This is a genomic window from Chryseobacterium sp. 1B4, assembly GCF_036631475.1.
Classification (GTDB): Bacteria; Bacteroidota; Bacteroidia; order Flavobacteriales; family Weeksellaceae; genus Chryseobacterium.
The window spans coordinates 105315-117630 of the sequence record NZ_JAPNUF010000006.1; the positions used below are offsets into that span (position 1 = coordinate 105315).

Consider the following 12316-nt stretch of genomic DNA (forward strand, 5'->3'; position numbering starts at 1 on the left):
TACGAAACAAAGGTATAACAAAGATTTAATTATAGATCCACATCAGTACGGGTTTTCCAGACTTTTGAATCATCGGATCAATTTCCTTCATGGCGTTGTTGGATACAGTTGGGCAACCCCAGCCTTCCGGTGAACCTTTGGGGAACACTTCCTCATCACTCATCAGATTCCATGAATGAAAGACAATATATCTTTTTAAAGCATTACTGTTGGTTTCTTCAAGGCCGTGCATCAGGTATTTTACATTGATTCCCCAATCGCTGTACCCTCTTCCTTCCAGTTTATATTTTCCTAAAGAAGATAGATGGCTTCCGTCTTCGTTGCTGAATTCCGGATTGGCTTTAGAATCATCTTTACTCCATGAATTGGAGCCGCAGCCATGGCCTACCAGATATTTTTTTGAAATGTTATTGTTTTTAAAATCCCAGACAAAAAAACGGTTAACCCCGGAATGAAGGCTCATATCAATCAGAATACAGAAATCACGGTTAAGATTCTTTGAGGTACAAAATTCCAGGGCTTCTTCAGCCTTTATTTTTAGCCTGGAAAGATCGGCTTCAGGTTTCTTTTCGGCAGCAACAGGTGTGTCAACCGTCTGTATTGTATTTCTGTTTTTCTCCTGAGAGCATGAGCATATCCAAAAAACAACAAAAAACAGACAAATCCTTTTCATGAGTTATTTATAGTGCTGAAAAATTCCAAAATCTGTGGGTGTCCAAAGTGCTGCTTTTTGTCCGGCAGCTTTTAAAGCGTTATTTGACCAGGTATTACAGGTGTAAAGAAAGCTGTAAGTCCCTTTGGCATCATAAAAGGCATCATTATCACCATATACCGCATTGGTTGGAATTAATATGAAGTTACCGTTCTGGTCCCTGTCGAACTTATCTTCTACGTATTTCACCAGTTTCTCATACTGCCCTCTGCTGATCATAATCATCTTGCAGTCTTCACCTTCCTTCATTGTATTGTAGTAGGTACAATGCATGGCAGAATCACTTAACCAGAAGGCTGCTTTAACGGCTGTAGAAAACTTAAGGTCAGCCCATGTAGGGGTATCCAGGTAAAAACCTTTGTCTCCCCATCCTATTCCGATATACTGATAGTCTGTTTTTTTGATTTCGTATTGGCAAAAGGAATTTTCCGGCTCCAGTCCTGAAGATCATTTGTCACCGGCATTACGATATCCGTATGCACTCCGTTGGTATAAATATAGATCGGGATTTCTTTCTTCTGTCCGTCATCTTTTGCTGAAACGGGAATATAAGGAATCAGCAGTCCAAGGATTACATAAATAATGACAATTCCCAAAATAACGCCCACCACTTTCAGGAGATACATTAAGATCATTTTCACAGTCATGTTTTTTAATAAAATTTAATCTGCAATTTTTGGTAAAAGTATTTGTTTTAATCGAAAAAATGGCTATATTTAGTTACGAAATATTTACAAATATGCGTAAAAATACCAAATCCCAAAAAAGATTTAAAATAAGAGTAAAAACTGCTCCTAAAAGAATACAAAAAAGACGTTGATTTTCGGTGAGATCCTGATCTCCTGAAAATCAATTTTCTTTATAGGAAAGGCTTTTCAAGAAACTTATTGATATAATCTTTTACCTCCTTAAAGCGGAAAATTTAAGGAATGGCCGGTTATCAGCTCTGGTTTGGAAATTCAAAAAATTCCAAAGGAGGAATTGTCACCGAAAATTCCGGAAAAATCAGTCAGACGACTTCTGTAAAAACTCAATATTTCTCTTGAGCCCTGCAAATTTGGTCCGTTTTACGGGAGATTTTCTGAAAATTTCAGAGAAAATTTCCTGGGTAAGCTCTTTCCATTCTCCTTTTTTGAAGTTTTTCAACGCTTCGTTTGGCTGAAAACGGCTTTGTTTATTGGGAGCTGAGAAACGGTTCCATGGGCAAACGTCCTGACAGATATCACAGCCGAACATCCAGTCTTCCATTTTATCTTTAAAATAATCAGGAATTTCGTTTTTGAGTTCTATAGTTGCATAAGAAATACAGCGGCTTCCGTCAATAATTTTCTCGGAAACGATAGCATCTGTCGGGCAGGCATCAATACATTTCCTGCAGGTTCCGCAATGATCTGTGGTGGCATGATCCGGAATCAGTTCAAGATCACAGATAATTTCTGCCAGAAAGTAAAAAGAACCATTCTGTTTGGTAATAAGATTGGCATTTTTTCCTACCCAGCCAATTCCTGACTTTCTGGCCCAGCTTCGTTCCAAAACCGGAGCAGAGTCAACAAAAACCCGAAATCCGAACTCCCCTATTTCTTCCTGCAGTTCCGCTACCATCTCACGGAGAATTTCTTTGATTACTTCATGATAATCTTCTGCATAAGCATATTTTGAGATTTTATAATTCTCCAGTACCGGGATTTTCTCCTCAGGAAAGTAATTGTAAGAAAGTGAAATAACAGATCTGGACCCTTCTACCAGAAGACGCGGATCAAGTCTTTTGTCGAAATGATTTTCCATATACTTCATTTCGCCATTATAATTATTCTTCAGCCATTTTTCAAGATGAGGGGCATCTTCTTCCAGAAAATCAGCTTTGGAAATACCACAACTCTGGAATCCAAAACTTTTTGCCTTGGATTTTATCAGTTGGGAATATTTTTCGGCGCCGGCATTCATTAATTTCACACTGCAAAATTAAGATTATTTTATCAATCTGATCATTGACATCGAAGTTCCGCTTACGGCCGGCTTCCTATCTCTTATTTTCTGAAAAATTTATGTTTTAATTAGGATTTTTTCAAAAAAATTGCGTAATTTCGTTTCTGATTTTAAAATAAACAACTATGTCTTTAATAGAAGTAATACAATCCGGAAACTATGAATTGATCGACGTTCGTGAGCCAATGGAGCTTGAAATGGACGGTAATATAGATGGAGCCAAGAATATTCCTCTGGGTGAAGTAGAAGATAGACAAGATGAGATTCTATCTATTGAAAAACCGGTAATCCTGTTCTGCAGAAGTGGAAACAGAAGCGGAAAAGCATTGGATTATCTTAATGCTCAGGGATTAAAGGACGGTTATAACGGCGGAGGCTGGGCTGAGCTGAAGGCTGTTCTGGAAGCAAATCAGGGAACTTTTTAAAAGTTCCTTTTTTTATCCCTTTATTTCTATGAATCTGAAAAATCAATTTGAACAGCTGTGTTCTGCTTTTACAGAAGACAGACAGCTAATCAACAGTCTCTGGAATGAAATTGAAACCAGATATTCTGAAAAAAGCAGGTATTACCACAATCTTCTTCATCTTGAAAATATGTTCAGGGAGCTTGATGATGTGAAGGGTAACATTTCCGGTTTCACAGCAATTTCTTTCTCCGTATTTTATCACGACATCATCTATGATGCCACATCGAAATCCAATGAAGAAAAAAGTGCCGCTGCTGCAGAAAAAAGACTTACTGAACTTCATGTAAATAAAGATGATATTTCAGTGATTTCGGAACAGATTATTGCTACAAAATCCCATCAGCTGTCTGTTCATAACGATACCAATTATCTTCTGGATGCAGACCTTTCTGTGCTGGGTAAAGATTTTAAAACTTATATGGAATACACCAGGAATATAAGAAAAGAATATTCTGTTTATCCCGATTTTCTATATAAACCGGGACGAAAAAAGTCCTTAAACATTTTCTTGAACTTGAAAGTATCTTTAAAACAGAATATTTTAAGGAAAAGTATGAGGCTCAGGCAAAAGAGAATATTGAAGCCGAGCTCCGGTTACTGTAACTGCAAAATGCAGGATCCTGTTTTGCATAAAACAAAGACATCTCAGTGATAAGATGTCTTTTTCTATTATGAATATTTATTGCAGGTAATTACCGATAAACGCTGTCGCTTTTTGCAGTACAAGCTCAGGAACTTCTTTATGCGGTGTATGTCCGGTCCTGGGAATAATATATTTCTCAGCACTTCCACTCACCTGAGTAACTGTTTTTTCTACCTGATCCAAGCTTCCGTATTCGTCTGCTTCTCCCTGAATGAATAATAATGGCGCCGTAATGTCTTTCAGGAGATATTCAATATTCCAGGTTCTGTAATCATCCCGTGTCCAGGTTTCTGTCCAGGCTTTGAATAGTGTTTCTACCTTATCACCATGATATTTCTGAAGCCGTTCCGGAAGATTTGTTGTTTTGTAGGCTTCCCACGCATCATAGATGCCTTTTAAAGTAATGTCTTCCACAAAAATATGTCCTGCTTCACAAATGACAGCTTTTATTCTTTCAGGATACTTTGCAGCCGTGATGAGAGCTATTGTCCCGCCATCACTGTGCCCAAACAGAATAACGCTATCAATATTCATTTCAGCCAGCAGGTCATTCAGCAAATCGGCTTCCAGCTCCATATAATTTACCGGTCTTTCATGAGTAGGCAAAGGGTATGATTTTCCATATCCTAACCGGTCATAAACAAGGGTATTGCACTGTACGGCTTCAGCGAGTTTTACAGGAAAATCTCTCCAAAGCTGCACTGAGCCTAATGAGTCATGCAGAAAAACAACCGTAGGCCTGTCTTTAAACTGATTATTATGTTCTATATATAATTTTTTATCCTTTACATCAATTATTCTTTCCTCCATTGAATCAATTATATTTAAAACGTTGGCATTTTTGTTTCTTCAAATTCTTTTAAAAGATGATTGAAAACAGTTTCCACCGGAAGAATCTCATCAATCAAAGCTGAGACCTGCCCTATTTCGAGTTCTCCGTCTTCCATATCTCCTTCGAACATCCCGCGTTTTGCTCTGGCTCTTCCTAATGAAGCGATTAAAGCATCTTTGTTTCTTCCGCTCTGATAGATTTCTTCCAGCTCATTAAAGAATTTATTTTTAACCATTCTTACCGGTGCCAGTTCTTTCAGGGTAAGATGCGTATCTCCTTCCTGAAGTTCCGTGATTTTCTTTTTCCAGTTTTCATGGGCGCTGGCTTCTGTAGTAGCAGCAAAACGGGAGCCTATTTGCACACCGTCTGCACCAAGAATCATCGCAGCTTTGATCTGTGAGCCCAGGGCAATTCCTCCTGCAGCGATTAACGGCTTAGAAATATGTTTTTTAACATTGGGAATAAGACAGAATGTTGTTGTTTCATCTCTTCCGTTGTGGCCTCCTGCTTCAAACCCTTCTGCCACAATAGCATCTACTCCGGCATCTTCACATTTCACAGCAAATTTGGTAGAGGAAACTACGTGAGCTACTTTTATTCCTTCTTTCTGAAGGGTTTCTGTATAGGTTTTAGGATTACCGGCTGATGTAAAGACAATCTTCACTTTTTCTTCAAGAATGATCTGAATGATCTCCTCAATATTGGGATACAGCATAGGCACATTTACCCCGAAAGGTTTATCTGTTGCCTTTTTGCATTTCTGAATATTTTCTCTGAGGATATCAGGATACATACTTCCTGCTCCTATGATCCCCAATCCGCCACAGTTGGAAACAGCCGAAGCAAGTCTCCATCCTGAATGCCAGATCATACCTGCCTGGATAATCGGATATTTAATATTAAAAAGGTGTGAAATTCTATTTTGTGTCGCCTCCATCTCATGAAGTTTTTTTGCAGCGTTGAAATCTATAAAATTGCTCATGCGTAAAAATAATAAAAACAATGGTTTTCCGGGAAATATCTGTCAATATTTTCCATCACGGGTTTTTGTCTTTATAACGTTTAGTGATTAAAAAAACCTTCAGAAATTCTGAAGGTTTTGATTTTATTTTGTCATGGATTGTTTCTTCCAGTTCGACTTAAAGTTACAGCTGTCGTAACGCCCGTCAATTGAAATAAAAGTTGTTGGTAACTTGGAGTTGACAAACTTTTCAACCATTTCACTTTTCTTTTTATTCAGCGCCATCTGCTTGATTCTGCTGAAGTCTGTTTCCAGTGTAATCTGGTGAGAAGGAATCACATCTTCCACTTTGATGATCTTGATTTGCTTTCTCTTGTTTTCTTCGTCTTCAAAAGCAGTTGTGATATCTCCTTTGTTCAATCCGGCCAATTCATAGCTGATTGTTCCGGGGATACTTTCTCTTTCAATTTTATCAGAACCATCAGCTCCCGGAATTATTCCAGCGTTGAATTTTGTTCTTTTATCATCTGAGAATTTAAAAGCAGCATCTTTAAAAGTCATTTTACCATCTATAATAAGACCTCTGATACTGTCTAATTTTGCTTTTGCAGTTTTGATCTCTTCATCAGTTGGAGTGGCTTTTAACAAGATATGTCTTGCGTCATACACTTTACCTGATCTTTTCACCAACTGAATAATGTGGAATCCGAATTCAGATTCAACAGGATCTGAAATTTCATTTTCCTGAAGGTTCAGTGCTGCAGCCTCGAATGGCTTCACCATCTGTCCTTTGTTGATATTTTTATATAATCCACCGTTAGCAGCTGATCCTTCATCTTCAGAATAAATTCTTGCCTGGCTTTCAAAAGTTTCCCCGGCAAGGATATCCTGCTTGATTTTTTTCAACCTGTTGATAAGGTCTTGTTTATGAGCTTCTGTAAGGGATGGATAAATCATAATCTGAGCCAGAGTAACTTCATCTTTTACCTGTGGCAGCTGTGTTTTATACATATTGTAGAAGTCAGTTACCTCATTTGGAGTTACGTCTGCTTTATCAGTAACTCTCTGGTATTTCGCCTGCCCGTAGTACTGGTCTGTGTCTATCTTCTCGATAGCATTTTTCATCTCATAGGCATTTCTGAACTTATAAGCGGCCAGCAATGTCTTTTCATCCGGAAATTGAGAAAGCAACTGACGGTATTTTGCATTAGCCTGTTCTTTGATGGCTGCAGAACGGTTTTCAATTAAAGTATCTTTTTTTGCTTCGTATACAAGAAGCTTATTGCTGATAAGGTTTTCCAGAAACTCACATTTGTCTGTGTTGGCAGCTCCCTGCTGTTTACCATAATTCATCTGCTCGATTACATCAGATTCCAACACAATCTCATCTCCGATAACAGCTGCAATACCATCCACCAAATCTCCTTGTTTTAGCTGGGCATTCATCATATTTGAAGAGAATATCATGATGAAAATCCCAAGAAGAAAAGTGATTTTTAGTTTATTTGTCATTTTACTATTTTAACAAGTTGCAAATTTAGAATTCTTAACGAATTTCACTCAATTTTTTATTATAAATATTTCTTAAAAAGACTTATTTACTGCAGTTCAACATCAAATGTCGTTAATTCTTTGAATTGTCTCAATCTGCTGAACATATCTGCTTCATTTACTTCTTCTATTCTTTCAGTTCCGAATTTCTCTACGGTGAATGAAGCCATTGCAGACCCTACAATAAGGGCAGACTTCATCGTTTCGAAATCAATTTTTCCTTTTTTAGCAAGATATGCTGCAAATCCTCCTGCGAAAGTATCTCCGGCTCCTGTCGGATCAAAAACATCTTCCAATGGAAGCGCAGGGATAGCAAATACTTTATTGTCATGGAAAAGTAAAGCTCCGTGCTCTCCTTTTTTGATAATGACATATTCAGGACCCATTGTGTGGATCTTTTTAGCTGCTTTTACCAGAGAATATTCTCCTGAAAGCTGTCTTGCCTCTTCATCATTAATGGTAATTACATCTGTTTTGGCAATCATATCCATTAAGATATCCCAAGCAGAATCCATCCAGAAGTTCATGGTATCAAGGATAACCAGCTTAGGACGGTTGTTCATTTTTTCAAGTACAGATAACTGAACTCCAGGGTGTAGGTTTCCAAGTAACAAAATTTCGGCATCCTGCATTGAATCAGGGATCTTCGGATCGAAATTCTCAAGAACATTTACTTCTGTAGCCAAAGTATCTCTTGTATTCAGATCGTTGTGGTATTTTCCGGACCAGAAGAATGTTTTTCCTTCTTTCACGATTTCAATTCCTTCAATGTTTACATCCCTGTTGGTGAACATATCAAGATGTTCCTGTGGAAAGTCTCCTCCTACTACAGAAACAATTCCGGATTTAACGCCTAAAATTGATGAAGTGATCCCGATATAAGTGGCTGCACCTCCTAAAATTTTGTCCGTTTTACCAAATGGTGTTTCAATTGCATCAAATGCAACACTTCCTACAACTAAAAGTTTCATATATTTTTCAATGTATATTAAAAGTAATTATTTTTTCCATTCAAAAGTGTCCAGCAGGTGTTTCATATCATTTTTGATATAGTTCACTGCAGGGGCAAGAGAGTCCGGTTTCGGTCTCGTATTAAAGTATAAGTAAGCAGTTACGAAGTGTTTCGTACTGTCTGTAATGTAGAATTGAAGATTGGAAGCACTTTGTCCTTTCAGCTCGTAGAAGTTCCCGTATACTTTTTTTCAGGGTATTCAAAGGATTTTGTATCTATGGAACTGGCTTTGATGGTATGCTCATATACCATTTTTTCAGCTTCCTTAATATGGTCTGCAAAGTCATTTTGTATCGGATAATAGGTAACGAAAATTTTGGCTTTCATTTTCGGATAGTTCAGGTAGAACCAGCAGGGCTTTTTGGCTGGTGCTATGGAAGCAAAGTCCGAATACTCGAAGGTATAGGCGCAATCGTTTTGAAACTTCTGGTATTTCGGTGCAGGATACTCAAGACGCAGTTCTCCATAAGGTTTTGGTGAAGGGTCTTTTCCACATGAAATTAAAAGCAGCGATACAAAAATAAAAATGACTTTTTTAATCATTTTGCAAAAGTACAAATTAGATTTCAGATTTAAGAAGACAAATTTCAGTCTTTCAGAGAGTTTTGAATGTAATTTTCCAAAGGTTTCGGAAAAGATTTTTCATGAGAGCCTTCAACATCTGTAATCAGGTATTGATTTTCAGCGATAAAATGATTCCAGATCTTTTCTGAAGTAACCTCAACATTCAATATTTCAATGCTTAAATTTTTGTGGGTCAGTTTATGGGTAACGGTTTTTGAACTTGTAACAAATGGTTCCATATCAGCAGAAATAGTGGCAGGAAATTCAAATAATTTCTTCCAGATAAAATCGTCCGCTCTCTGGCGGATCAGGAACTTGCCGTTTCTGTGTACAAAATAATAGGTCAGAGCAAGATCTTCGGCTTTTACTTTTTTGTTTTTACCGGATAATCTGAAATTTTCTGCAGGGAAAATGCCAGGCAGTCTTTATTGAGAGGACATTCTCCGCAAAGCGGATTTTTGGGCTTACAGATCTCTGAGCCTAAGTCCATCATAGCCTGGTTAAAATCTCCCACATTTTCCGGCATTACCAAAGCAGCCAGTTCAGAAAAATAGGTAAACGCTTTTGAATTCGAAATATCAAAATCATCAGCAAAAAGACGGCTCAGAACACGGTAAAAGTTTCCGTCAACAGCAGGTATTCTTCCACCAAAACAAATGCTTGAAACAGCTGCTGCAGTATATTTCCCTACTCCTTTTAATTTCAGGATTTCTTCGTATTGGTGAGGAAAAACTCCCTGATAATCATTCATGATCTGCCGGGCAGCCTTGTGGATATTGATTGCTCTTGAATAATATCCTAATCCTTTCCAATAGAGTAAAACTTCATTTTCTTCCGCTTCTGCCAGCGTTTTTACATCGGGAAATCGTTTAATGAAATTATTGTAATGATTCAGGCCCTGATTAATCCTAGTCTGCTGAAATACAATTTCACAGATCCAGATCTTATACGGATCTTTTGTCTGTCTGAAAGGCAGATCTCTCGCATTATTCCTGTACCATTCCAAAAGCCGGTTTCCTATATGAAGAAACTCTGAAGCCGTTTTATTTTTTCCAAAAACCAATCTTGTTTTAAGTCATTGAAGAGATGCTCTCTCTTCATCTTATTTTCAATGCTGCAAAGATAGGTTTATTTTATTTTTCTTTACATTGTATACCGGAGCAGCTTTTAACCATTGGTATTTAAGATTTCTGTCTTTGGCAATAAAGCGGTATCCTTCAAGCTTTTTCAGATAAACATACATAGAATCAGTGTTTTTTATCTTTAGTTTATATTCCGATAAAAACAGCATTGGCATTTCTACAGCAGAATCTCTTACTGTTTTCAATACTTTTCCTGATTTTACTTTATAAAGAAAAAATGATTTCCCACGCCCTTTCGAGCTGTCCGAGAGCTTAACCTCTGAACTTGCAATCACCAGCTCACTGCCATCAAAGCATTCATCTTCATTCATGACATATGCTTTTCCTTCCTGATGCTCATCTGCAAAAAGATCATTTTCGTAATGACCCGGGCTTTGGTATTTTTTTCACAGCTCATCATAAGTACCATCAGCAGAACCGGTAAGATAAAGATCAGCTTCTTATTCATATTACATTTCATAGGTGTTGGTTGAAAAAAAACCGATGTAAAATTGCATCGGTTTTTGTTATATAAAATAAGTTTAATTTTACTCCTGAGTATATTCTGCATCCCATTCGTTACCATCATCTCCTTTGTGCCCGTCAAGTTTAATAACGAAACTTTTTGTAGGGAAATAAGGTGTCATACGGATATCCAGCCATACTCTGTCTTTGTTTACTCTATCCTGCTCGAAACGAACAATTTTGAATTTTTCGATCAGCTTGTCCGGTCCTTTGATATTGTCAAGGAACGTTACAATCTGTCTTCTTAAATCATCCTCATTTTTAGCATTCCAGTTTTCGAAGGCTCTTCTGTTCAGGAAGTCAAGCAATACTTTGGTTACATAGTCGAATACACGAACTACGGAATATGTCTGAAGGCCGATATTGTCTCCTGTAAACAATGTCTTTGCAGAGAAAGCCATAATTTTTCCGTATTCGTTTACCATGGGTACAAGACCCATTTTTTCCAGCTGAGAAATTTCACTTTTCTTCAGTTCGAATTTTACTGCGTCTACTTCGTTGATATTACCATGCTTCTTACCTGCTGCTACCTGAGACATCAGTGTTTTATGGATTTTTCCTGCTAATGAAGTGGAAGGCGGAAGTTCTACGTTTTCCTCTTCTCCTACTTCTTCAGCTTTACCACGTCCTACAAGCCAGTTACACGTCATAATAACGTTACTTCTGTGAAGCTCACCTCCTGTAAGGTTTGCAGAGTGGAATAAGTCTACAACATCATCCGGTTTATCAAGGTTGGCAAAGTCTGTAACCATCATTACTTTGTTTTCGTTACAGATTTTTGCCCATTTCTCGATTACCTTATTTGATCCTAAATATCCTGGTATTGCAAGGATTGAATAGTTATCTCTAAGGTCAAGACGGTCATAATAATTTTTAAATTCTTCTGAAATGGCATCAATGAACAAAGGATTATCCAGATCGGAAACCTGCTCAAGGCTTGCATTTACGATACTTACGTTATCCACTTTATCCAATTCTGTATTTTTATAGAATTGTGCTACTGTTCTGTAGTTGGTTTCCAGCATACGAACAGCGTCCAGTGTATTTTTAAGTTTTTCTTTAAGTTCTGATCGGCCTGCTGTGCTTTGGTTTTGCACGTTTCAGCCATTTTATCTGCTGATTCATTACCCTCTAAAAGGCTTACCCAAAGATTGATCTTCTGAAGAAGCTCTTTTCTTTCTTCTGCTTTATTGCTGTCATTCAGGAAGATTTCTTTTCTTGCCTTTCTTGTTGGGTTCATATTGGCAATACCGTCTACAACGGATTCAACAAAGCCAAATCCTCCCATTTTATTGAGCTCTGCAAGCGGGTTGCCCTTCGGCTGCCCTGCATGTTGCTGCTGCCCCTGCTGCTGGCTTTCTTGTGCCTGTAATTTGCTATCCATGATTTAATGTAAGTCTTTAATTATTTTTCAAGTTCTTGTGCCACTTCTTTCAATACTTCTATGAACGCCGCTCTGGTCTGATCGTTCTCCAGCATGTTGCGTAGAATTTTGTTGGTTTTCAGCTGACGTACTATTTTATTGTACTGCTCCTGTTCCATACTCAGCTGCTGCAGATAATCTGACTTCTGAGTAAGGCTCTTCGGAGTAAAGTCTCCAAGGTTTTGAAAACGGAATTCCTCTTCTACTATTCCACCATCTTCTGTTTCGTGCTGTACCGATACTGAAGGCTGGAAATGTCTGAAAACGTCTTCCACTGTTTTTAATCCTGTTACGATTTCAGGAGTATAAGACTCTTCTGTTGTAAGTTGGCTTACTATCAGTGATTTATTTTCCTGTATTTCCTGAATAGCTTCATTAGCGTCTACTTTTACCTCGTTTCCGCCAACACCATAATTAAACATTGCCATATTATTGTTATTTTGAGATTTACTATTTTGGTTTGGATCTGTCTTTGAGTAATTTACAGATGAATCGAATAAATTACCAATCCAATGTTTA

The 12316-nt window shown here is 37.7% G+C and carries 10 protein-coding genes and 4 pseudogenes; 2 read left to right on the forward strand and 12 right to left on the reverse strand.

What is annotated here, in order from left to right:
- Positions 1–25: 25 nt before the first annotated feature.
- From OWR28_RS06305 to queG, 3 genes and pseudogenes are all read right to left on the reverse strand, one after another.
- Positions 26–673, reverse strand: a complete 648-nt coding sequence (locus tag OWR28_RS06305; RefSeq protein ID WP_332385935.1) for a murein L,D-transpeptidase catalytic domain-containing protein — start codon at positions 671–673, stop codon at positions 26–28.
- 3 nt (positions 674–676) lie between these two features.
- A pseudogene (locus tag OWR28_RS06310) lies at positions 677–1359 on the reverse strand (TIGR02117 family protein).
- 358 nt (positions 1360–1717) lie between these two features.
- Positions 1718–2656 (reverse strand): tRNA epoxyqueuosine(34) reductase QueG, encoded by a 939-nt coding sequence (queG, locus tag OWR28_RS06315; protein WP_332385936.1) that lies wholly within the window; start codon positions 2654–2656, stop codon positions 1718–1720.
- A gap of 167 nt (positions 2657–2823) precedes the next feature.
- Between queG and OWR28_RS06320 the strand changes: the two genes are divergently transcribed.
- Complete coding sequence (locus OWR28_RS06320) at positions 2824–3123, forward strand: rhodanese-like domain-containing protein (protein WP_047377132.1); 300 nt, start codon at positions 2824–2826, stop codon at positions 3121–3123.
- 28 nt (positions 3124–3151) lie between these two features.
- Positions 3152–3817: a hypothetical protein gene (locus tag OWR28_RS06325; RefSeq protein WP_332385937.1), complete on the forward strand. Its 666-nt coding sequence runs from the start codon at positions 3152–3154 to the stop codon at positions 3815–3817.
- 27 nt (positions 3818–3844) lie between these two features.
- Here the strand turns inward: OWR28_RS06325 and OWR28_RS06330 are convergent, their stop codons facing one another.
- From OWR28_RS06330 to OWR28_RS06375, 9 genes and pseudogenes are all read right to left on the reverse strand, one after another.
- Positions 3845–4618 carry an alpha/beta hydrolase gene (locus OWR28_RS06330; RefSeq protein ID WP_332385938.1) on the reverse strand — a complete coding sequence of 258 codons (774 nt, stop codon included), beginning with the start codon at positions 4616–4618 and terminating at the stop codon, positions 3845–3847.
- Between the two features lie 14 nt (positions 4619–4632).
- Positions 4633–5577, reverse strand: coding sequence for a nitronate monooxygenase (locus tag OWR28_RS06335; RefSeq protein ID WP_332385939.1), 945 nt, complete (start codon positions 5575–5577; stop codon positions 4633–4635).
- A 168-nt stretch (positions 5578–5745) separates the two neighbouring features.
- Positions 5746–7113: a peptidylprolyl isomerase gene (locus OWR28_RS06340; RefSeq protein WP_332385940.1), complete on the reverse strand. Its 1368-nt coding sequence runs from the start codon at positions 7111–7113 to the stop codon at positions 5746–5748.
- An 86-nt stretch (positions 7114–7199) separates the two neighbouring features.
- Positions 7200–8123, reverse strand: coding sequence for a PfkB family carbohydrate kinase (locus OWR28_RS06345; protein ID WP_110009163.1), 924 nt, complete (start codon positions 8121–8123; stop codon positions 7200–7202).
- 27 nt (positions 8124–8150) lie between these two features.
- Positions 8151–8707 (reverse strand): annotated as a pseudogene (gldD, locus tag OWR28_RS06350) (gliding motility lipoprotein GldD).
- A gap of 44 nt (positions 8708–8751) precedes the next feature.
- A pseudogene (gene mutY / locus OWR28_RS06360) lies at positions 8752–9791 on the reverse strand (A/G-specific adenine glycosylase).
- Positions 9792–9836: 45 nt separating this feature from the next.
- The gene (locus OWR28_RS06365; protein WP_332385943.1) at positions 9837–10181 is read right to left on the reverse strand and encodes a hypothetical protein; all 345 of its coding nucleotides are present in this window, start codon (positions 10179–10181) and stop codon (positions 9837–9839) included.
- 216 nt (positions 10182–10397) lie between these two features.
- A pseudogene (locus OWR28_RS06370) lies at positions 10398–11758 on the reverse strand (DUF5458 family protein).
- A gap of 20 nt (positions 11759–11778) precedes the next feature.
- On the reverse strand, positions 11779–12225 hold the full coding sequence (locus tag OWR28_RS06375; protein WP_332385944.1) for a hypothetical protein: 447 nt from the start codon (positions 12223–12225) through the stop codon (positions 11779–11781).
- Positions 12226–12316 lie beyond the last annotated feature (91 nt).